Here is a 22,309-nt window from a genome sequence, read left to right on the forward strand (position 1 = left end):
GGGTCTCAACCGTGGAGAACCTGATTGCGCTGCTGGTCGCGGCGCCCCTGCTCGGAGCGGCGGTGCTGCTGTGCGGCGGCCGCCGGCTCGACCGGGCCGGCCACTGGATCGGCACCCTGCTCGCCGCCGCCTCGTTCGTCGTCGGTGTCGTGCTCTTCAGCGCCATGCTGGGGTACGAGGCCGAGGCACGGACGATGCGCCAGCATCTGTTCAGCTGGATTCCGGTCGAGGGGTTCCAGGCCGACATCGCCTTCCAGCTCGACCAGCTGTCGATGACGTTCGTCCTGCTGATCACCGGTGTGGGCACGCTGATCCACATCTACTCGATCGGCTACATGGAGCACGACGAACGCCGTCGCCGCTTCTTCGGCTATCTGAACCTGTTCCTCGCGGCGATGCTCCTGCTGGTCATCGCCGACAACTACCTCCTGCTGTACGTCGGGTGGGAGGGCGTCGGTCTGGCGTCGTACCTGCTCATCGGCTTCTGGCAGCACAAGCCCAGCGCGGCGACCGCGGCCAAGAAGGCGTTCCTGGTCAACCGCGTCGGCGACATGGGCCTGTCGGTCGCGATCATGCTGATGTTCACCACCTTCGGCACCTTCGCCTTCGGTCCGGTGCTCTCGGCGACGGGCGAGACGAGCGAGGGCAAGCTGACGGCGATCGGCCTGATGCTTCTCCTGGCGGCCTGCGGCAAGTCGGCCCAGGTGCCGCTGCAGTCCTGGCTCGGGGACGCGATGGAGGGCCCGACCCCGGTCTCCGCCCTCATCCACGCCGCCACCATGGTCACCGCGGGCGTCTACCTGATCGTCAGGTCCGGCGCGATCTTCGACGCCGCCCCGGACGCCCAGCTGGCCGTGGTCGTCGTCGGCGCGGTCACGCTCCTGTTCGGTGCGATCGTCGGTTGCGCCAAGGACGACATCAAGAAGGCACTCGCCGGGTCGACGATGTCGCAGATCGGCTACATGATCCTCGCCGCGGGCCTCGGCCCCATCGGCTACGTCTTCGCGATCATGCACCTGGTGACGCACGGCTTCTTCAAGGCCGGGCTCTTCCTCGGTGCCGGTTCGGTCATGCACGGCATGAACGACGAGGTCGACATGCGGAAGTACGGCGGCCTGCGGAAGTACATGCCGGTCACCTTCGTCACCTTCGGTCTCGGCTACCTCGCGATCATCGGCTTCCCCGGCCTCTCCGGCTTCTTCTCCAAGGACAAGATCATCGAGGCCGCCTTCGCCAAGGGCGGCACCGAGGGCTGGATCCTCGGCTCGGTCGCCCTGCTGGGCGCGGGGATCACCGCGTTCTACATGACGCGCGTGATGCTGATGACCTTCTTCGGCGAGAAGCGCTGGCAGCCGGACGCCGAGGGCCGCGAGCCGCACCCGCACGAGTCCCCGAAGTCGATGACCATCCCCATGATCGTCCTGGCCTTCGGCTCGGTGTTCGCGGGCGGGTTCTTCGCCATCGGTGACCGCTTCACGCACTGGCTCGAGCCGGTCACCCGGTACGACCACGGGCACGCCCCGGTCAGCGCGGCCACCGTCACCGGCGCCACCATGGTGGTGCTGCTCGCCGGAGCCGCACTCGCCTGGGCGATGTACGGGCGCCGGCCGATCCCGGTGGTGGCCCCGCGCGGCTCGCTGCTCACCCGGGCAGCCCGCCGCGATCTCCTCCAGGACGACTTCAACCACGTGGTCCTGGTCCGGGGCGGCGAGCACCTCACCCGCTCGCTGGTCTACGTCGACCACAGTCTGGTCGACGGCGTCGTCAACGGTACGGCCGCTTCGTTCGGCGGGCTCTCCGGCCGGCTGCGCAAGCTGCAGAACGGCTACGCCCGCACCTACGCGGTCTCGATGTTCGGCGGTACGGCGGTTCTCATCGCCGCGACCCTGCTGATGAGGGCGGTCTGATCACATGTCCTTTCCCCTCCTGACAGCGACGGCGGCGCTTCCGGCGATCGGAGCGATCGCCACCGCCGCCGTCCCGGCCGCGCGGCGCACGGCCGCCAAATGGCTGGCCCTGCTGTTCTCGCTCGCCACCCTGGTCCTGGCGGGCCTCGTGTTCGTCCGCTTCGAGCCCGGCGGCGACCGCTACCAGCTCACCGAGTCGCACGCCTGGATCGCGGAGTTCGGGGTGCGCTACGAGCTGGGTGTGGACGGCATCGGGGTGGCGCTCCTCGCGCTCACCGCGCTGCTGATCCCCTTCGTCATCCTGGCCGGCTGGCACGACGCCGACCCCCTGGAGACGAAGTCCTCCCGCTGGCGCCCCACCCAGGGCTTCTTCGCCCTGATCCTGATGGTCGAGGCGATGGTGATCCTCTCCTTCGAGGCCACCGACGTCTTCCTCTTCTACATCCTGTTCGAAGCCATGCTCATCCCGATGTACTTCCTCATCGGCGGCTTCGGGGACCGGGCCCACTCCGGCAGCGACGAGAACGCCGCGGCGCAGCGTTCGTACGCCGCGGTGAAGTTCCTCCTCTACAACCTGGCCGGCGGGCTCATCATGCTGGCCGCGGTCATCGGTCTGTACGTGGTCGCGGGGAGCTTCTCGCTCGCCGAGATCGCCGAGGCCCGGGCCAACGGTTCGCTGGAGATGGCGACCGGGACCGAGCGGTGGCTGTTCCTCGGGTTCTTCTTCGCCTTCGCGATCAAGGCCCCGCTGTGGCCGCTGCACACCTGGCTGCCCAACGCCATGGGCGAGGCGACGGCGCCGGTCGCCGTGCTGATCACCGCGATCGTCGACAAGGTCGGCACCTTCGCGATGCTCCGCTTCTGCCTCCAGCTGTTCCCGGAGGCCAGCAAGTGGGCGACCCCGGTGATCATCGTGCTGGCGCTGATCTCCATCGTGTACGGGGCGCTGCTCGCGGTCGGCCAGCGGGACATCAAGAGGCTGATCGCGTACGCCTCGATCTCGCACTTCGGCTTCATCGTCCTCGGCATCTTCGCGATGACGAGCCAGGGCCAGTCCGGGGCCACGCTCTACATGGTCAACCACGGGATCTCGACGGCCGCGCTGATGCTGGTCGCCGGATTCCTGATCACGCGGCGCGGCTCCCGGCTCATCGCCGACTACGGCGGGGTGCAGAAGGTGGCACCGGTCCTGGCCGGGACCTTCCTGATCGGTGGTCTGGCCACCCTCTCGCTGCCGGGACTCGCCCCGTTCGTCAGTGAGTTCCTGGTGCTGGTCGGCACGTTCAGCGTGTATCCGGCGGCGGGCGTCATCGCCACCTCCGGCATCGTGCTGGCCGCGCTCTACGTACTCGTCCTCTACCAGCGGACGATGACCGGACCGGTCAAGGCCGAGGTCCGGGGCATGCCCGACCTCAGGGTCCGGGAGCTGGCGGTCGCCCTTCCGCTGATCGCGGTACTGATCGGTCTCGGGGTGTACCCGAAGCCGCTGACCGAGGTCGTCAACCCCGCGGTCAAGCACACCATGCAGGACGTACAGAAGCAGGACCCCCAGCCCGAGGTGGAGGCCGCCAAGTGAGCGCAACAGCTGTCCACGGCCTGTGGACGACGATGGGCGGGGTGACATCGGCCGCTCCGGGCGACAGGTTCGCGGCGCCGACCATCGAATACGCCCAACTGGCGCCCGTCCTGATCGTCCTGGGCGCCGCAGTCCTCGGCGTGCTCGCGGAGGCGTTCGTCCCGCGCCGGGGCCGGTACTACACGCAGGTGTTCCTGACCGTCGTCGCGCTCGCCGCCGCGTTCGCCGCCGTCGTCGCCCTGGCGGCCGGCGGGTACGGCACGACCAAGGCCCGTATCGCGGCGATGGGCGCCATCGCCGTGGACGGCCCCGCGCTGTTCCTGCAAGGCACCATCCTCCTGGTCTCCATGGTCGCCGTCTTCACCTTCGCGGAACGGCGCCTTGACCCGGAGGCCCACGGGAACCGCGTCGACTCCTTCGTCGCCCAGGCCGGCGCCGTGCCGGGCAGCGACGGCGAGAAGGCCGCGGTCCGGGCCGGGTTCACCACGACCGAGGTCTTCCCGCTGGTGCTCTTCGCCATCGCGGGGATGCTGGTCTTCCCGGCCGCCAACGATCTGCTGACGCTCTTCATCGCGCTGGAGGTCTTCTCCCTGCCGCTCTACCTCCTGTGCGCCGTCGCCCGCCGCAAGCGGCTGATGTCGCAGGAGGCCGCGGTGAAGTACTTCCTGCTCGGCGCCTTCTCCTCGGCGTTCCTGCTCTTCGGGATCGCCCTGCTCTACGGGTACGCGGGCTCCGTCTCGTACGCCACCATCGCCAACGTCGTGAACGGCTCCGTCCAGGGCATCGACCCGGCGCTCGCCGACACCATGGGCAACGACGCGCTGCTGCTCATCGGCGGCGCGATGATCGTGACCGGCCTGCTGTTCAAGGTCGGTGCCGTCCCGTTCCACATGTGGACGCCGGACGTCTACCAGGGCGCTCCGACCCCGGTCACCGGGTTCATGGCGGCGGCCACCAAGGTCGCCGCGTTCGGCGCCCTGCTGCGCCTGCTGTACGTGGTGCTGCCGGGCCTCGCCTGGGACTGGCGCCCGGTCATGTGGGCGGTCGCCGTCGTCACGATGCTGGGCGGCGCGATCGTCGCCATCACCCAGACCGACATCAAGCGACTGCTCGCCTACTCCTCCATCGCGCACGCGGGCTTCATCCTCGCGGGCGTCATCGCCACCACCCCCGAGGGCATCTCCTCGGTCCTCTTCTACCTGGTGGCGTACTCCTTCGTGACCGTCGGCGCCTTCGCCGTCGTCACGCTGGTGCGGGACGCGGGAGGCGAGGCGACGCACCTGTCGAAGTGGGCCGGGCTCGGCCGCCGCTCGCCGCTGGTCGCCGCGGTCTTCGCGGTGTTCCTGCTCGCCTTCGCCGGTATCCCGCTCACCTCCGGCTTCACCGGCAAGTTCGCCGTGTTCAAGGCGGCGGCGGAGGGCGGCGCGGCCGGCCTGGTCGTGGTCGGCGTGATCTCCTCGGCCATCGCCGCGTTCTTCTACATCCGGGTCATCGTCCTGATGTTCTTCAGCGAGCCGAAGGCGGACGGCCCCACGGTCGCCGTCCCGTCCCCGCTGACGATGACGACGATCGCCGTCGGGGTGGCCGTGACCCTGGTGCTGGGCCTGGCCCCGCAGTACTTCCTGGACCTGGCGAGCCAGGCCGGGGTGTTCGTGCGGTAACAGGGGAGGCACTCACCGTCCCGGACGCCGGACGGGCTCGACCACGAGCCCGTCCGGCGTTGTCGTAGGCGCCGCCTATCGTGGTGGGGGACGGGACAGGCCGGACGGGTCGGACCACGGGGGACAGTGCGGATGAGCGGGACGGGCGTGACCATGAGTGTGGCCGAGAGCGAAGCGCGGCAGACGCTTCACCGGGTGTTCGGGTACGAGGCGTTCCGCGGCGAGCAGGGCGCCGTCATCGACCACGTGGTGGCGGGCGGCGACGCCGTCGTGCTCATGCCTACCGGCGGCGGCAAGTCCCTCTGCTACCAGATCCCGGCCCTGGTCAGGCCCGGCACCGGCATCGTGGTCTCGCCGCTCATCGCCCTCATGCAGGACCAGGTCGACGCCCTGCGGGCGCTCGGCGTGCGGGCCGGCTTCGTCAACTCCACGCAGGACTTCGACGAGCGCCGCGCGATGGAGTCGCAGTTCCTCGCGGGCGAGCTCGATCTGCTCTACCTCGCCCCCGAGCGGCTGCGCCTGGACTCCACCCTCGCGCTGCTCGCCCGCGGTGAGATCTCCGTCTTCGCCATCGACGAGGCGCACTGCGTGGCCCAGTGGGGCCACGACTTCCGGCCCGACTACCTCGCCCTGTCCGTGCTGGGCGAGCGCTGGCCCGACGTACCGCGCATCGCGCTCACCGCGACCGCGACGGACGCCACCCACCAGGAGATCACCCAACGCCTGGGAATGCCGGACGCCAGACACTTCGTGGCCAGCTTCGACCGGCCCAACATCCAGTACCGCGTCGTGCCCAAGGCCGACCCGAAGAAGCAGCTGCTCACCTTCCTCCAGGAGGAGCACGCGGGGGACGCGGGCATCGTCTACTGCCTCTCACGCAACTCCACCGAGAAGACCGCCGAGTACCTCTGCCGCAACGGCATCGAGGCCGTGCCCTACCACGCGGGTCTCGACGCCGGGACCCGCGCGCTGCACCAGTCGCGCTTCCTGCGCGAGGAGGGCCTGGTCGTCGTCGCTACCATCGCCTTCGGCATGGGCATCGACAAGCCCGACGTCCGGTTCGTCGCCCACCTCGACCTGCCCAAGTCGGTCGAGGGGTACTACCAGGAGACCGGCCGCGCCGGGCGGGACGGCGCCCCGTCCACGGCCTGGATGGCGTACGGGCTCCAGGACGTCGTCCAGCAGCGCAAGATGATCCAGGGTGGCGAGGGGAACGAGGCGTTCCGGCGTCGCGCCGCCTCCCACCTCGACTCGATGCTGGCGCTGTGCGAGACGGTCCAGTGCCGCCGCGCCCAGCTCCTGACGTACTTCGGCCAGGAGCCCGGAGCCAAGACCTGCGGCAACTGCGACACCTGCCTCACCCCGCCCGAGACCTGGGACGGCACGGTGGTCGCGCAGAAGCTGCTGTCCACGGTGGTGCGGCTGAAGCGGGAGCGCGGCCAGAAGTTCGGCGCGGGCCAGATCATCGACATCCTGCTCGGCCGGAAGACCGCCAAGACGATCCAGTTCGACCACGACCAGCTCTCGGTCTTCGGCATCGGCGCGGAGCTGGCCGAGGCCGAGTGGCGGGGAGTGGTGCGCCAGCTGCTGGCCCAGGGCCTTCTCGCCGTCGAGGGCGAGTACGGCACGCTGGTGCTGACCGAGGACAGCGCGTCCGTCCTCGGTCGTGAGCGTGAGGTCATGCTGCGCAAGGAGCCGAAGAAGCCGACCTCCCGGTCCTCGTCCGCCGCGAAGGGCGAGCGTAAGGGGAAGGCCGCAGTCGTCGACCTCCCGGAGCAGGCCGTCCCGGTCTTCGAGGCCCTGCGCGCCTGGCGCGGCGCCCAGGCCAAGGAGCTGGGCCTCCCGGCGTACGTCATCTTCCACGACGCGACCCTGCGGGAGATCGCCGCACTGCGCCCCGGCTCATCGGCCGAGCTGGGCGGGATCAGCGGCCTGGGCGAGAAGAAGCTCGCCACGTACGGAGAAGGGGTGCTGGAGGTACTCGCGACGTTCGGCGAGGCGGAAGCGGTTGAGGCCGGGCCCGCGTCCGGGCAGGCCGCGGTCGCCGACGCGGGCGCGCGGGAGCCGGAGCAGTCGGCGGCGCGGGCGGCCGGCGAACCGGTCGCCGCACGACCGGCCCGTGTCGCGTCCCCGGATTCCGGGTTCGACTGGGACGAGGAACCGCCCGAGTACGAGTGAGCCCTCGCCCCGGGCGGAGGGCCTACTGAGAGTCCGCCGCCCGGCCGCGCGGGGTGATCGCGGTGAGATCGAGGTCCACCGGGCATCGGTGGCCGGTTCCAGCCCCAGCGTATCGGCCGAAACCCGTCCGGAACCGCGTGACGGGTGAACCCATCGGGTGGCGTTGACGGCCGCGCTCCGTCGAAGGGGCGCGGCCGTCAGCGGACAGCTGTCATGCGGACGGAACGATCCGTCCCGTGACCTCGCCGAGGCCCACGCGGGTGCCGTGCGGGCCCGGGGCCCACGCGGTGAGGGTGACCGTGTCGCCGTCCTCCAGGAAGGTCCGCTTGCCGTCCGGGAGGTCCAGCGGGTCGCGGCCGTTCCAGGTGAGCTCCAGGAGGGAGCCGCGCTGGGCCGGTTCGGCGCCGCTGACGGTGCCGGAGCCGTACAGGTCGCCGGTACGCAGCGAGGCGCCGTTCACCGTCATCTGCGCGAGCTGCTGGGCCGCGGTCCAGTACATGGACGCGAACGGCGGCTCGGAGACGAGATGGCCGTTGACCGTGACCGAGATCCGCAGATCGATGCCGCCGTGCTCCTCCTCGCCCGCGTCGTCCAGGTAGGGGAGCAGCGGGAGGTCACGGGCGGGCGGCGGCGTGCGGGCCGCGTCCAGGGCCTCCAGCGGTGTCACCCACGCCGAGACGGACGTGGCGAAGGACTTGCCGAGGAAGGGGCCGAGCGGCACGTACTCCCACGCCTGGATGTCACGCGCCGACCAGTCGTTGAGCAGGCAGAGGCCGAAGACGTGCTCGCGGAAGTCGGCGAGCGGCACGGAGGTGCCCTGCTCCGAGGGAACGCCCACCACGAAGCCGACCTCGGCCTCGATGTCCAGCTTCACGGACGGGCCGAAGACGGGTGCCGGGTCCGAAGGGGCCTTGCGCTGGCCCGAGGGGCGCACCACGTCCGTGCCCGAGACGACGACCGTGCCGGCCCGCCCGTGGTAACCGATGGGCAGGTGCTTCCAGTTGGGGGTCAGCGCGTCGCCGTCCGGCCGGAAGATCCTGCCGACGTTGGTGGCGTGGTGCTCGCTGGCGTAGAAGTCGACGTAGTCCGCGACCTCGTACGGCAGGTGGAGCGTCACGGCGTCCAGCGGGTGCAGCAGGGGCTCGACGTCCGCGCGGTGCGCCGGGACCGTCACCCATGCCGTCAGCGCGCGCCGCACGTCGCGCCAGGCGGTGCGGCCGGCGGCGAGCAGCGGCATCAGGCTCGGCTGGGCGAGCAGTTGGGCGTAGGGGGAGCCGAGCGCGCGGGCCGCGGCCCCGGCGTCCAGCACGTGGTCGCCGATGCGGACACCGACCCTGCGGTGGCCGGTGTGGTCGGGGGTGGAGAACACACCGTACGGAAGGTTGTGCGGACCGAAGGGGTCGCCCTCGGCCAGATCGAGCGGGCTGCTCTGCTCGGGCATGTGTTGCCGCCTCGCTTTCCAGGTCACTTGGGGGACACGTTACGTCGGTGTCCCTACCCAGTGGGAGTGTCTCAACTGTGCTGAATGCCCGGAAAGTTAGGCGGAGTCCCCGGGGAGCCGGGGGACCCCGTGGCCCGATGGGCCCGGATCGGCCCGCCGTGCGCGGAATGCGCTTCTCCCGGGTACGGCGAGGGTCGCCCCGGCGGCCGAGTAGCCCCGGTGCCGACGCGCGTGCTCACCGGGCCGGCCGTCGCCGACGTGGACCAGGCAGGCCAGGCAGACCGGGCAGACCGGGGCGCCGTCCCGCGTCGGCGAAGAAGCAGGAAGAACAGGAAGAAGAGGACGGGGATCGTGCGCGTGCCCGGGAAGGGGAAGCGTTCCCGGACCTCCGGACCCGACCGGGTCATCGGTCCCCTCGGCCGCGAGAAGGCGCGGTCGTCGCCGGGCGGCGGCCGGGCCGGCTCCGTGTCGCTCACGGTGGGGGACAAAGGGGCAACTCCTGATCGTATGAGCTGATCCCGAACATACCGGCGGTCGCGGGAAGGCGCCCACGGTGATCCAAAGGCGACCGGATACGCTGAGTTGAGTGAAGACAGCGACACATCGACATTCCGTGTGATCGTCATCAGACAGGAGATCCCCTCGTGACCGTCGTCGGGCCGTTCGGACTGTGCGTGCGGGACCAGGCTCTTGAGGCCGATGTCCAGGCAGGTTTGTCCGCTGTCGAGGCGGGACTGCTGGAGGCCACCAAGAGTGAGGTGCCCTTCATCACGGAGGCCGCGCAGCACCTGATCCGTGCAGGCGGCAAGCGTTTCCGCCCGCTGCTGGTGATGCTCGCCTCCCAGTTCGGTGACCCCGACGCCCCCGGGATCGTGCCCTCGGCCGTGGTCGTCGAGCTGACGCACCTGGCGACGCTGTACCACGACGACGTGATGGACGAGGCCGACGTACGGCGTGGAGTCGACAGCGCCAACACCCGCTGGGGCAACTCGGTCGCCGTCCTGACCGGTGACTTCCTCTTCGCCCGCGCCTCGCACATCCTGGCCGACCTCGGCCCGGATGCCGTACGCATCCAGGCGGAGGCGTTCGAGCGCCTGGTCACCGGGCAGATCCTGGAGACCGCCGGCCCGCGCGACGGCCGCGACCCGGTGGGCCACTACCTCGACGTCATCGCGGGCAAGACCGGCTCGCTGATCGCCGTCTCCGGCCGGTTCGGCGCGATGATGTCCGGCGCCGACCCTTCGGTGGTCGACATCCTCACCCAGTACGGGGAGCGGCTCGGTGTCGCCTTCCAGCTCGCCGACGACGTACTGGACATCGCGTCCGACTCCCACGAGTCCGGCAAGACGCCCGGCACCGACCTGCGCGAGGGCATCCCGACCCTTCCCGTCCTGCTGTTGCGGGCGCAGGCCGAGGCGGAGGGCAAGCCGGACGACCTGGAGCTCGTGGAGCTCCTGGACGGCGACCTGAGCGACGACACCCGACTGGCGGAGGCGCTGCGCCGGCTGCGCGCCCACCCGGCACTGGACCAGGCGCGACGGGACACCGTCCGCTGTGCGCAGGAGGCGCGGGCCGCGCTGGCGCCGCTGCCCGCGTGCTACGCGAAGGCCGCGCTCGAAGAGCTCTGCGACGCCGTGGTGCACCGGGCGGGCTGAACGCCCACCAGGTTTCGTCCCGCGCCCCGCACGGCAACCCTTACTGGAAGGGCGACCCCGGGCGGCCCGGTGTCATACCGGAGCAGTACGTGGAGTTGATCCCGCGGGCTGACGCTTGTGGCCGCCCGGTTTGGTCAGATGGAGAACAACCACTCCTGACCCCATCGGGTGAGCAGGGCGGCAGGGAGTGGCTCAGTCGGGATGGAAGCCGCCGACCACGGAGGTAGGGCACACATGGCACCGAACGACAGCGCGGAGACCACCGGCGGGACCACGGGCACGGTCGTGGGCCGCCGCAGGGCAGCCCGCTACATCGTCCCCGTCGCGGTCGCGGGGGTGGCCGCCGCGACGATCGGACTCGTCCCGGCGCTGGCGGACTCCGGCGACCCGGAGCTGCCGAAGATCAGCGCTCAGGAACTCATCGAGAAGATCGCCGCCTCGGACCAGCAGCAGCTGTCCGGCACGATGAAGGTCACCGCCGACCTCGGCCTGCCGTCGCTCGGCGGCCTCGCGGGCTCCTTCGCCCCCGGCGGGGCAAGGGCGGCGACGGTTCCGCCGACCCGCAGGCCAAGCTGCTGGAGCTCGCCTCCGGCACGCACACGCTGCGGCTGGCGGCCGACGGTCCCGGCAAGCAGCGCCTGTCCATCCTCGGGGACGCCGCGGAGTACAGCCTGATCCACAACGAGGGCGAGGTCTGGGCGTACGACAGCGGGTCCGAGGAGGCGTACCACGCCGAGGCGGACGAGGCAGGCACGGGGACAAGGAGCACAAGGCGCCGAAGGGCATGCCCGCGACGCCCAAGGAGCTGGCCGGGGAGGCGCTCGCCGCCGCCGGTGACACCACGTCGGTCACGGTCGACGGCACGGTGCAGGTGGCCGGGCGCGACGCGTACAAGCTGCTGATCAAGCCGGAGCAGTCCGGTTCGACGATCGGCTCGGTCACGATCGCGGTCGACGCGGAGAACGGCGTGCCGCTGAAGTTCACCCTGGCCCCGAGCAGCGGCGGCAAGGCCGTGATCGACGCCGGGTTCACCAAGGTCGACTTCGGGAAGCCGGACGCCTCCCTGTTCTCCTTCACCCCGCCCAAGGGCGCGAAGGTGACCGAGGCCGATGAGCTGAAGGCGGCAGGCGAGAAGAACGGGAAGGCGGACGGGGCACCCGGGGAGCTCGCCGCACCGGAGGGCTTCCAGGGGCTCAACGTGATCGGTGAGGGCTGGACCTCCGTCGCCCGGATCGAGGTGCCAGGCGGCGCCGGGCTGCCCGCGCGGGGCGCCGAGGGCGTCCCGGCCGAGGCGCAGCAGTTCCTGGACGCGCTGGGCGACAAGGTCACCGGATCGTTCGGTTCGGGCACGGTCTTCGAGACCCGCCTGGTGAACGCGCTGATGACGGACGACGGCAAGGTGTACGTCGGCGCGGTGACGAAGGACACGCTGGTGCGCGCGGCCGACTCCGCGAAGTAGCCGCCTGATCGGAACCCGCCCCGTCGTACGCTCCGTACGGCGGGGCGGCTGCGTACGGGGGGACCGTCCGCGCGGCCCGGCGGGCGGCGTATGCGGCTTCCTGGGCCCCGATTGTTCCGGCCTGTCAGGAAGAGCGGGCGGGGAAGGTCCGTCCGTGCCGTCGGCCGGTCGAGCCGTCCCCGATCGGCTCGTCGCGGCACGACGGCACGAACGGTGCGAACAGCGGGAACGTAGCGACACGGCACGTTCCGTTTCCGCCTGGTTATTGTTCGACTTCTGGCGACACCCTGTCAACAAGTAATAACTCGCACCCGCCTATGCTCACCGAATGATCACATCGCCGAGTTCTCAGCGCCGGAGCGAGCGATCACGAAAGGCCACCCTCGAAGCTGCCCTCGACCTGTGCGCGGAGAAGGGGTACGCCCGCGTCACCGTCGAGGCCATCGCCGCCCGCGCGGGCGTGAGCAAGAAGACGATCTACCGCTGGTGGCCGTCGAAGGGCGCGGTGATGCTGGAGGCGTTCACCGAGGGCCTCGTCGTCGCCACCCCGTTCACCGACACCGGTGACATCGCCGCCGACCTGCGCACCCACATCGGTGCGGCGGTACGACTGCTGTCCACGTCGCCTTTCGGCCCCGCCTACGCCGGAATCCTCTCCGAGGTCCACCACGACGACGCCCTCGCCAGGGCGGTCAGGAACGACCTGGTCGAACCGCGCTTCGCGCTGGCGGTGGCGCGTCTGCGCGGCGCTCAGGAGCAGGGGAGATCCCGGCGGACGCGGATCTGCCGCTCGCCGCCGAGATGCTGTACGGCCCCGTCTACTACCGCCATGTGCTGCGCAAACCGCCGCAGGACGAGGCGGCGGTCGCCGCGCTCGTCTGTCACGTGCTCCGCTCCCTGGGAACGAGGCCGGCCTGAGCTCCGGCCCCACTCCCCGTGCGGGCAGGGCGCTGTGGACGGCCCAGGACGTGACGACGGCCGAGGGCACCGCCGGCGTCTGAGCAGCCGCGCGGTCTCAGCCCCGGCCGAACACCCGCTCCAGCACCTCGGCCACCCCGTCCTCCTCGTTCGACGACGTCACCTCGTCCGCCGCCGCCCTCAGTTCGGGATGTGCGTCGGCCATCGCCACCCCGTGCCCGGAGCGGAGGAACATGGGCAGGTCGTTGGGCATGTCACCGAAGGCGATCGTGCCGGCCGGGTCCAGCCCGAGCGCCTCGGCGGCGAGGGCGAGGCCGGTGCCCTTGTCGACACCGTACGGTGCCAGTTCGACGGTGCCGGGGCCCGCCATGGTGACGGTGGCCAGGTCACCGACGACCGCGCGGGCGGCGGCCGCCAGCGCGTCGTCGCCGAGCTCCGGGTGGCGCACCAGCACCTTGATGATCGGGCTCTCCCAGAGGGCGTCGCGGTTGCGTGCCCGTACGGCGGGCAGTGTCGGATGGGCCATCAGATAGCCGGGTTCGATGAGCGTCCGCCCGTCCACACCGTCCTGGTCCACGGCCGCGAAGACCGCCCCGACCTCCGCCTCGATCTTGCCCAGCGCGGTGTCGGCGAGCTCCCTGTCGAGGGTCACGGAGTTCAGCAGGCGGCCGGTCCCGGCGTCGTACAGCTGGGTTCCCTGCCCGCAGACGACCGGGCCCCGGGTGCCCAGCGCGGCGAGCAGCCCGCGTATGCCGGGCACCGGGCGGCCGGTGACGACGAGGTGCCGGGCGCCGGCGGCTGCGGCGAGGGCGAGTGCCGCGTGGGTGCGGGGGCTGACGAGGTCGCCCGGGCGCAGCAGGGTGCCGTCCAGGTCCGTGGCGACCAGAGTGAAGGGGGGTGCGGGTGGGGTGGGCATGAGGGCCACCCTATGGAGTGCGCGGAGCCCCGGTACGCCCGTTGTGGACCACGGACGGACCTTGGACCGCTCGGAGGCGGGTACTGCGACCCAGCCGGGCCTCACTGCACGCAGAACTCGTTGCCCTCCGGGTCGGTGAGCACCACCCAGGACCCGCCCTGTTCCTCGACGCTGCGCCGGACGCTCGCCCCGAGCCCCACCAGCCGCGCCACTTCCGCGTCCCGGCGGCCGGGGCCCGCGTGCAGGTCCAGATGGAGGCGGTTCTTCACCGTCTTGGGTTCGGGTACGCGCTGGAACAGCAGCCGCCGCCCGAGACCCGTGCCGGACTTCTCCTCGTACGGGTCGTCGGGGTGGCGCGCCGCCGCGAGGTCCCGCCAGGCGCGGCGCCCGTGCGCCTCGACCGTCATCTCCTCGGTCACGGCGCCGACGCCGAGCAGCTCCTCGACCAGGGGGCTGTTGTCCTCGACCAGGTATCCCAGGGCTTCGGCCCAGAAGCCTGCCTGGGCGTGCGGATCGGCTGCGTCGACGACGACTTTCCAGTCCAGGGTCATGGAAACTGTTCCTAGTGGTTACATGAGCGAGTCGGCAAGGGACACGCCGGAACTGCTGCTCCGGACGCGGGAGGGGCGCCCGTCCGCTTCGATCCGGGCGCCCTGTGCCTGGAGCTGCTGCCCACCGGCGGAATCGGGCGGTACGCGGTGTTCGAGGTCCTGCACGAGCCCGCCGACCTGGTCCGGTGGGCGGGGGAGTGCCGGCTGCCCGGCGGGCTCGTACCCACGGTGAGCGGGCCGGCCGCCGGCGCTGGTGCGCGATGGGGCGCTGCGGCAACCGCCACAAGGTCCGGGCCCACCGGGCCCGGCACGCGGAGACCGCCGGAGGGGACGCCTGACCCGGCGCAGGGGCCACGGAGTCACCGTAGGCGGAGGCGAAGAGGTGGGACATGCGGTGCTTCCCGGGTGGGCCGTCCGGGTCGGCTAAGTCGACATCGTACGTTCGGAGGGGACGGTCTCCCCAGGGGCGGGGGGAGGTACCGGCGCACCGGAACCGGCCGCCGCCACTTCGGCCAGCCGGACCGCCCGCGCCCGCGTCCGCCGCGCTGTCCGCAGCGCGTCCCAGGTCAGCAGTGTCAGAGCCAGCCACACCAGCGAGAAACCGGCCCAGCGCTCAGGCGGCATCGCCTCGTGGAAGTACAGGATTCCCAGCGCGAACTGGAAGACCGGCGCCAGATACTGCAGCAGCCCCAGCGTGGACAGCGGTACGCGGATGGCCGCCGCGCCGAAGCAGACCAGCGGCGCGGCCGTGACGATGCCCGTCGCGGCGAGCAGCACCCCGTGCCAGGGGCCCGTCGCGGTGAACGTCGCCTCGCCCGACGCCCCCAGCCACAGCAGGAACCCGAGCGCGGGCAGGAAGAGCACCGCGGTCTCGGCGGCCAGCGATTCCAGGCCGCCCATGTTGACCTTCTTCTTCACCAGGCCGTACGTGGCGAAGGAGAACGCCAGCGTGAGCGAGATCCAGGGCGGACGCCCGTACCCGATCGCCAGCACCAGCACCGCGGCGAAGCCGGTACCGACCGCGACCCACTGCACGGGCCGCAGCCGTTCGCCGAGGAGCAGGACCCCCATGGCGATGGTGACCAGCGGGTTGATGAAGTAGCCGAGCGAAGCCTCGACCACCTGGCCGCTGTTGACGGCCCAGATGTACAGGCCCCAGTTGACCGTGATCACGGCCGCGGCTATCGCGATCAGGCCGAGCTTGCGCGGCTGCCTCAGCAGTTCGCCGACCCAGGCCCAGCGGCGTACGAGCAGCAGGGCGACGGCGACCACACCCAGCGACCAGACCATCCGGTGGGCGAGGATCTCGACCGCCCCGGAGGGCTTCATCAGCGGCCAGAAGAGGGGGACCAGACCCCACATCCCGTATGCACCGATTCCGTACAGCAGTCCTGCCCGCTGTTCGTTCTTCCCCTCCACGGGTCCTCCCGGCTTCCTCGTCGGCAGAGCGGCCGACCTGACGAAGGTAACGCCGCCAGGGGTGTCGTGTCATGGCCGTTTCAGGTAAACGGTCGTGACACGGGCGGTGACCGCGCGGACACCCCCTAGGCTCTCGGCCCATGGAGCCGATAGCCCAGAACGAGATGGTCACCGTGGCGCCGGGGCGAGTGACGCTGTCCGACCGGCGCACGCGGCGCAGCTGGCAGGTCGAGCTCGCGCCCTACCAGCTGGCCGCCTGCCCCGTGACGCAGCTCCGGTACGCCGAGGTCACCGGAGTACGGCCCGGCAGTGCGAAGGGCGACCACGTCCCCGTCGAGGGCGTCTCCTGGCTGGACGCCGTCGCCTTCTGCAACGCCCTGTCGCGGCGAGAGGGCTACCGGCCCGCCTACGGCCTCGAACCCGACCGGCCCGAGGCCGTCGAGTGGGACCCCGCCGCGGACGGTTACCGGCTGCCGACCGAAGCCGAGTGGGAGCACGCGTGCCGCGCCGGCACGGAGGGTGCGAGGTACGGGCAGCTCGACGCCATCGCCTGGCACCGCGGCAACTCGGGGGAGGCCGTGCACGACGTCGGCGGCCGGGAGCCCAACGCCTGGGGCCTGTACGACATGCTCGGCAACGTCTGGGAGTGGTGCTGGGACCTCTACGACGCCGAGGTCTACGGCAGCTACCGGGTGCTGCGCGGCGGCGGCTGGTTCGACGAGCCCTGGAGCTGCCGCGCCTCGGTGCGGCGCCGCAGCCACCCGACCTTCCGGATCGACGACGTCGGCTTCCGCGTCGCCCGGTCCGTCACCTCCTGAGCGCCCTCCGGCCCTCGCGCGACCTGCGACGAGGCCCGGAACCGACCCGTTCGGGGTCGGCTCCGGGCCTCGGCTCGCACCCGGTACGACAGGTGGCGGCCGGTCAGCCGATCACCGTCCAGGTGTCCTTGCCCGCGAGGAGCGCGCTCAGGTCTCCCTTGCCGTCCCGCTCGACGGCGGTGTCCAGCTGCTCGGACATCAGGGTGTCGTAGACCGGCCTGACGACACTGCGCAGCACCCCGATGGGTGTGTGGTGCAGGGTGTCCGGGTCGGCGAGCCGGGACAGGGCGAAGGCCGTGGCGGGCGACGCGGCGTGCGCGTCGTGGACCAGGACCCGCGACTGGTTCTCCTCGGTGACGGCGACCACTTCGAGATCACCGGTGACCGTGTTGCGCACGACGCCCTTCGAACCGTCGGCGCCGAAGCGGATCGGCTCGCCGTGCTCCAGCCTGATCACCGCCTCCTGTGCCTGGTCCTTGTCCTTGAGGACCTCGAACGCGCCGTCGTTGAAGATGTTGCAGTTCTGGTAGATCTCCACCAGCGCCGTGCCGGGGTGGTCGGCCGCCGCGCGCAGCACGCTCGTGAGGTGCTTGCGGTCGGAGTCGACGGTGCGCGCGACGAAGGTCGCCTCCGCGCCGATCGCCAGCGACACCGGGTTGAAGGGCGCGTCCAGCGAGCCCATCGGTGTGGACTTGGTGATCTTGCCGACTTCGGAGGTGGGGCTGTACTGGCCCTTCGTCAGCCCGTAGATCCGGTTGTTGAACAGCAGGATCTTGAGGTTGACGTTGCGCCGCAGGGCGTGGATGAGGTGGTTGCCGCCGATGGAGAGGGCGTCCCCGTCACCGGTGACGACCCAGACGGACAGGTCGCGGCGTGAGGTGGCGAGGCCGGTCGCGATGGAGGGGGCGCGGCCGTGGATGGAGTGCATCCCGTAGGTGTTCATGTAGTACGGGAAGCGGGAGGAGCAGCCGATGCCGGAGACGAAGGTGATGTTCTCCTTCGCCAGCCCCAGCTCGGGCATGAAGCCCTGGACGGCGGCGAGGACCGCGTAGTCACCGCACCCCGGGCACCAGCGCACTTCCTGGTCGGACTTGAAGTCCTTCATGGACTGCTTCGCCTCGGCCTTGGGCACCAGCTGGAGAAGCTCGTTGGTGTCAGGCATCGATGGCCTCCTTGAGAGCTGTGGCGAGCTGCTCGGCCTTGAACGGCATTCCGTTGACCTGGTTGAAGCTGTGCGCGTCCACCAGGTACTTCGCCCGGAGCAGCAGCGCGAGCTGGCCGAGGTTCATCTCCGGTACGACGACCTTGTCGTACCGCTTCAGCACCTCGCCGAGATTCTTCGGGAAGGGGATGAGGTGGCGCAGGTGGGCCTGGGCGATCGGCTCCCCGGCCGCCCTCAGCCGGCGTACGGCCGCGGTGATCGGCCCATACGTCGAACCCCAGCCGAGCACCAGGGTCCTGGCGTCCGAGGGGTCGTCGACCACCAGGTCGGGGACCTCGATGCCGTCCACCTTGGCCTGGCGGGTGCGGACCATGAAGTCGTGGTTGGCCGGGTCGTAGGAGATGTTGCCCGTGCCGTCCTGCTTCTCGATGCCGCCGATGCGGTGTTCGAGGCCGGGGGTGCCGGGCACGGCCCACGGGCGGGCGAGGGTCTGCGGGTCGCGCTTGTACGGCCAGAACACCTCGGTGCCGTCGGCCAGTTCGTGGTTGGGACCGGTGGCGAACTGGACCCGCAGGTCGGGGAGCTGGTCGACCTCGGGGATGCGCCACGGCTCGGAACCGTTGGCGAGGTAGCCGTCGGAGAGCAGGAACACCGGGGTGCGGTAACGCAGGGCGATCCGCGCGGCGTCGATCGCGGCGTCGAAGCAGTCGGCCGGGGTCATCGGCGCCACGATGGGCACCGGGGCCTCGCCGTTACGTCCGAACATGGCCTGGAGCAGGTCGGCCTGTTCGGTCTTGGTGGGCAGACCCGTGGAGGGGCCGCCGCGCTGGATGTCCACGATCAGCAGCGGCAGTTCGAGCGAGACCGCGAGCCCGATGGCCTCCGACTTGAGCGCCACGCCCGGTCCGGACGTGGTGGTCACCGCGAGCGAACCGCCGAACGCGGCGCCGATCGCGGCGCCGATGCCCGCGATCTCGTCCTCGGCCTGGAAGGTCCGCACGCCGAAGTTCTTGTGCCGGCTGAGCTCGTGCAGGATGTCGGAGGCCGGGGTGATCGGGTACGAGCCCAGATACAGGGGCAGATCGGCCTGCTGCCCGGCGGCGATCAGCCCGTAGGAGAGGGCCAGGTTCCCCGAGATGTTGCGGTACGTGCCCGTGGGGAACGCCTGCGACGCGGGCGCCACCTCGTAGCTGACCGCGAAGTCCTCGGTGGTCTCACCGAAGTTCCAGCCGGCCCGGAAGGCCGCCACGTTCGCCTCGGCGATCTGCGGCTTCTTGGCGAACTTCTGCCGCAGGAACTTCTCGGTCCCCTCGGTCGGCCGGTGGTACATCCACGACAGCAGCCCGAGCGCGAACATGTTCTTCGAGCGCTCGGCCTCCTTGCGGGTGAGCCCGTACTCCTTCAGCGCCTCGACGGTCAGTGTGGTGAGCGGCACCGGATGGACGTTGTACGCCTCCAGCGACCCGTCCTCCAGCGGACTCGTCTCGTAACCGACCTTGGCCATGGGCCGCTTGGTGAACTCGTCGGTGTTGACGATGATCTCGGCGCCGCGCGGCACGTCGTCGATGTTGGCCTTGAGGGCGGCCGGGTTCATCGCGACCAGCACGTTCGGGGCGTCACCCGGTGTGAGGATGTCGTGGTCCGCGAAGTGCAGCTGGAAGGACGAGACACCCGGCAGGGTGCCTGCGGGGGCCCGGATCTCGGCGGGGAAGTTGGGCAGCGTGGAGAGGTCGTTCCCGAAGGACGCCGTCTCGGAGGTGAAGCGGTCACCGGTGAGCTGCATGCCGTCACCGGAGTCACCCGCGAACCGGATGATCACCCGGTCCAGGCGGCGGACCTCTTTACCGCCCGCACCGCCTGGCGCGGGGGCTCGCTGCTCCCCGACGACAGCCTCGCTGGCCTCGTCTGCCTTGTCGGCTGGGCTACTGACCTGGGTCACTGAACTGGACCTCCCTCGGGGCGGCGGCTCGGGATCGGCCGGCCCACCGGCGTTCCCGCCACCCACCCTACGTCGGTAAGGGTGACCTTCCCTTGACCGATCATATGGTGGACGCCATTTTGAGACGCTCGTTTGTCCTGGTTCGTCATAGTTAACAGGCCCCCCGGCCGTTCGTCGAAGACGCCGTGCGCTCGTTCTTTGGGTCTAGGTCTTCCGGCCCCCTCAGTCGCCTGACGGGGTATCAGCTCATTACGATTTCAAGTAGGTCAGCACGGCGAGAACGCGCCGGTGATCCCCGTCACTGGGTGACAGGCCCAGCTTCTGGAAGATGTTGCTGACGTGCTTCTCCACGGCCCCGTCGCTGACCACCAGCTGCTTGGCGACCGCCGAGTTCGTCCGGCCCTCCGCCATCAGGCCGAGCACCTCCCGCTCGCGCGGCGTCAGCCCCACCAGCACGTCCTGCTTGCGGCTCCGCCCCAGGAGCTGGGCCACGACCTCGGGGTCCAGGGCCGTACCGCCCCGCGCCACCCGGACCACGGCGTCCACGAACTCCCGGACCTCGGCGACCCGGTCCTTCAGGAGATAGCCGACGCCCGGGTGCTGCCGGCGAGGAGCTCGGTGGCGTACTGCTCCTCCACGTACTGGGACAGGACGAGCACCCCGATCTCCGGGTACTCCTTCCGCAGCCGCACGGCGGCCCTGACGCCCTCGTCCGTGTGGGTCGGCGGCATCCGTACGTCGGCGACCACGACATCGGGCAGCGCGTCCTGCGCGCCGAGGTACGCCACGGTCTTGAGCAGTGCCTCGGCGTCCCCCACCCCCGCGACGACGTCGTGCCCGAGATCGGTCAGAAGCCGGGTGAGTCCTTCCCTGAGCAGCACCGAATCCTCGGCGATGACCACCCGCACCCTGTCCTCCACGAGCTGTGTCCCCCCACTGTTGATGCGTACGCGCGGACAGACACCCGCTGACGCGTGTCCCGCCCCTTGCGCACCCAGCATCCCAGCATCGGCGCTCCTGCGGGGGCCGGAGCGGGCACTTCCGCGGCCGGGTACGCAGAAGGAGGGGGAAGGAGTGGAAGGAGACGGGAAGAGGAGGGGGAGGAGAGGGGAAGAGGAGGTGGGAGTAGGCGTGAGGCGGTGGGAGGAGAGGCGGAGGGGCCGCGCGGGAAGTTGGCCGATTCAGCCCCTTCCGCGCGGCTCGGATCAGCCCTTGCGGCGCGGCCCGCCCGAACCGCCCCGGCTCAGCCCCGCCAGGGCAGCTCGGCCGTGACCGTCGTCGGACCGCCGGCCGGGGAGTCGACGAGCAGGATGCCGTCCACCGCGTCCAGCCGCTCGTTCAGCCCGGCGAGACCGCTCCCGGCCGCCACGTCGGCGCCGCCCCTGCCGTCGTCCGTGACCTGGAGCATCAGCCGGCTGGACGCCCGCCACACGTCGACGGTGGCGCGGGTGGCGTGGGCGTGTTTGCTGACGTTCTGGAGTAGTTCGGAGACGGTGAAGTAGGCGATGCCTTCGATGGCCTGGGCGGGTCGTGCGTCGAGGTCGACGTCGACTGTGACGGGGACGGTGCAGCGGGAGGCGATGGCGGAGAGTGCGGCGTCCAGGCCGCGGTCGGTGAGGACGGCGGGGTGGATGCCGCGGGCGAGGTCGCGTAGTTCCTGGAGGGCGACTTTTACTTCGCCGTGGGCTTCGTCGACCATGCGGGCGGCGGCTTGGGGGTCGTGGGTGAGTTTCTCCTTGGCCAGTCCGAGGCCCATGGCGAGGGCGACGAGGCGGGCCTGTGCGCCGTCGTGGAGGTCGCGTTCGATGCGGCGCAGGTCGGCGGCGGCCGTGTCCACCACGACACCCCGGTCCGACTCCAGCTCGGTGACCCGGGTCGCGAGCCGGGACGGGCCCAGCAGCCCGATGACCATCACCCGGTCGACACAGACGAGGCCCCGGACGATCCACGGGGTGACCAGGACCAGCAGCAGCCCCACGGCGCCCGTCACCGCCAGCTCGAAGGGGGAGTCGAGGTAGACCCGGTGGCCCCTGTCCCCGTACAGCTGGATTCCGTCGACCCCCGCGTACACCGGGAAGACCCAGCGCCACAGCGGATAGGTGAGCGCGCCCCACCCGTACGCCCAGAAGGTCAGCGAGACGCAGAAGGCGAACACCGCCCACGGGAAGTGCAGCACCGCGTAGAGCAGATGCCGCCAGGACACCCCGCTCTTCAGGACCGCTCCGACCCACGACATCAGACCGCCCGTCCTGCCGCGCACCGGCGCGGGGTCCGCGACGTCCAGCTTCAGCAGGGCGCGCGCCCGGGTGCGTTCCAGCGCGCCGAAACCGCGGCACATCGCGAGACCGGCGGCGAGTACCGGAATGCCGAGGAAGGTGATCAGCATGCCGATGCCCAGCGAGGTCATGGTGATCGCGAAGCTGAACAGCACCACGCTGATCGGCAGGCTCAGCATCAGGTAGACGAACTCGCGCCACGTCCGCCCCTCGAACGGCGCGCGCAGCGCCGCAGGCAGGACGTGCTTCACCGGGGGGCGGTCCCCGGCGCCGGACCCGTCCCTCTGGTGGTCCCTCGTGTCCGGTCCGTATGCCGTGGCCATGGGTGCCGTCCGTTTCTGCTCAGGTCTTCTCACCGGGGTGGTTCCACGTCGTTTCGTCCACGTCTCGATCGACGTCCCGTTCCACGTCTCAAGAGTGCTGGGCCGGGGGA

14 protein-coding genes and 3 pseudogenes are annotated in these 22,309 nt (G+C 70.8%); 9 read left to right on the forward strand and 8 right to left on the reverse strand.

Going from position 1 to position 22,309, the window contains the following annotated elements; genetic code table 11:
• Nucleotides 1-11 precede the first annotated feature (11 nt).
• From nuoL to recQ, 4 genes are all read left to right on the forward strand, one after another.
• Nucleotides 12-1,907 carry an NADH-quinone oxidoreductase subunit L gene (gene nuoL, locus Sfulv_RS16920; protein ID WP_173314857.1) on the forward strand — a complete coding sequence of 632 codons (1,896 nt, stop codon included), beginning with the start codon at nucleotides 12-14 and terminating at the stop codon, nucleotides 1,905-1,907.
• Between the two features lie 4 nt (nucleotides 1,908-1,911).
• Entirely contained in the window at nucleotides 1,912-3,483 is a 1,572-nt protein-coding gene (locus Sfulv_RS16925) for an NADH-quinone oxidoreductase subunit M (RefSeq protein WP_173314860.1), read from the forward strand.
• Entirely contained in the window at nucleotides 3,480-5,144 is a 1,665-nt protein-coding gene (gene nuoN / locus Sfulv_RS16930) for an NADH-quinone oxidoreductase subunit NuoN (protein ID WP_173314863.1), read from the forward strand. Before Sfulv_RS16925 ends, nuoN begins: the two co-directional genes overlap by 4 nt.
• Before the next feature lie 153 nt (nucleotides 5,145-5,297).
• Nucleotides 5,298-7,322: a DNA helicase RecQ gene (gene recQ / locus Sfulv_RS16935; protein WP_173317935.1), complete on the forward strand. Its 2,025-nt coding sequence runs from the start codon at nucleotides 5,298-5,300 to the stop codon at nucleotides 7,320-7,322.
• A gap of 211 nt (nucleotides 7,323-7,533) precedes the next feature.
• Here recQ and fahA read toward each other — a convergent pair whose 3' ends face one another.
• Complete coding sequence (gene fahA, locus Sfulv_RS16940) at nucleotides 7,534-8,763, reverse strand: fumarylacetoacetase (protein ID WP_173314866.1); 1,230 nt, start codon at nucleotides 8,761-8,763, stop codon at nucleotides 7,534-7,536.
• A 644-nt stretch (nucleotides 8,764-9,407) separates the two neighbouring features.
• Here fahA and Sfulv_RS16945 point away from each other — a divergent pair.
• The 3 genes and pseudogenes from Sfulv_RS16945 (at nucleotide 9,408) to Sfulv_RS31515 (ending at nucleotide 12,795) form a co-directional block, all read left to right on the forward strand.
• The gene (locus Sfulv_RS16945) at nucleotides 9,408-10,418 is read left to right on the forward strand and encodes a polyprenyl synthetase family protein (RefSeq protein ID WP_173314869.1); all 1,011 of its coding nucleotides are present in this window, start codon (nucleotides 9,408-9,410) and stop codon (nucleotides 10,416-10,418) included.
• A 234-nt stretch (nucleotides 10,419-10,652) separates the two neighbouring features.
• Nucleotides 10,653-11,877: pseudogene (locus Sfulv_RS16950) on the forward strand (LolA family protein).
• Nucleotides 11,878-12,205: 328 nt separating this feature from the next.
• Nucleotides 12,206-12,795 (forward strand): annotated as a pseudogene (locus Sfulv_RS31515) (TetR/AcrR family transcriptional regulator).
• A gap of 97 nt (nucleotides 12,796-12,892) precedes the next feature.
• Here Sfulv_RS31515 and Sfulv_RS16960 read toward each other — a convergent pair.
• Nucleotides 12,893-13,711, reverse strand: coding sequence for an HAD family hydrolase (locus Sfulv_RS16960; protein WP_173314872.1), 819 nt, complete (start codon nucleotides 13,709-13,711; stop codon nucleotides 12,893-12,895).
• A 101-nt stretch (nucleotides 13,712-13,812) separates the two neighbouring features.
• Nucleotides 13,813-14,262, reverse strand: a complete 450-nt coding sequence (locus tag Sfulv_RS16965; RefSeq protein WP_173314875.1) for a VOC family protein — start codon at nucleotides 14,260-14,262, stop codon at nucleotides 13,813-13,815.
• A gap of 260 nt (nucleotides 14,263-14,522) precedes the next feature.
• On the opposite strand from Sfulv_RS16965, the gene Sfulv_RS30530 reads away from it, so the two are divergent.
• Complete coding sequence (locus tag Sfulv_RS30530; protein WP_246353680.1) at nucleotides 14,523-14,600, forward strand: hypothetical protein; 78 nt, start codon at nucleotides 14,523-14,525, stop codon at nucleotides 14,598-14,600.
• Between the two features lie 85 nt (nucleotides 14,601-14,685).
• On the opposite strand, the gene rarD is transcribed toward Sfulv_RS30530, so the two are convergent.
• Nucleotides 14,686-15,681 (reverse strand): EamA family transporter RarD, encoded by a 996-nt coding sequence (gene rarD / locus Sfulv_RS16975; RefSeq protein WP_173314878.1) that lies wholly within the window; start codon nucleotides 15,679-15,681, stop codon nucleotides 14,686-14,688.
• A gap of 140 nt (nucleotides 15,682-15,821) precedes the next feature.
• On the opposite strand from rarD, the gene Sfulv_RS16980 reads away from it, so the two are divergent.
• On the forward strand, nucleotides 15,822-16,499 hold the full coding sequence (locus tag Sfulv_RS16980) for a formylglycine-generating enzyme family protein (RefSeq protein WP_173314881.1): 678 nt from the start codon (nucleotides 15,822-15,824) through the stop codon (nucleotides 16,497-16,499).
• Nucleotides 16,500-16,602: 103 nt separating this feature from the next.
• On the opposite strand, the gene Sfulv_RS16985 is transcribed toward Sfulv_RS16980, so the two are convergent.
• The 4 genes and pseudogenes from Sfulv_RS16985 to Sfulv_RS17000 form a co-directional block, all read right to left on the reverse strand.
• Complete coding sequence (locus Sfulv_RS16985; protein ID WP_173314884.1) at nucleotides 16,603-17,661, reverse strand: 2-oxoacid:ferredoxin oxidoreductase subunit beta; 1,059 nt, start codon at nucleotides 17,659-17,661, stop codon at nucleotides 16,603-16,605.
• Nucleotides 17,654-19,600, reverse strand: a complete 1,947-nt coding sequence (locus Sfulv_RS16990) for a 2-oxoacid:acceptor oxidoreductase subunit alpha (protein WP_173314886.1) — start codon at nucleotides 19,598-19,600, stop codon at nucleotides 17,654-17,656. The genes Sfulv_RS16985 and Sfulv_RS16990 overlap by 8 nt, the downstream gene beginning before the upstream one ends.
• A 249-nt stretch (nucleotides 19,601-19,849) precedes the next feature.
• Nucleotides 19,850-20,508: pseudogene (locus Sfulv_RS16995) on the reverse strand (LuxR C-terminal-related transcriptional regulator).
• 335 nt (nucleotides 20,509-20,843) lie between these two features.
• Complete coding sequence (locus Sfulv_RS17000; protein ID WP_173314889.1) at nucleotides 20,844-22,199, reverse strand: sensor histidine kinase; 1,356 nt, start codon at nucleotides 22,197-22,199, stop codon at nucleotides 20,844-20,846.
• Between the last annotated feature and the right edge of the window lie 110 nt (nucleotides 22,200-22,309).

The organism is Streptomyces fulvorobeus, assembly GCF_013167895.1.
Classification (GTDB): Bacteria; Actinomycetota; Actinomycetes; order Streptomycetales; family Streptomycetaceae; genus Streptomyces; species Streptomyces fulvorobeus.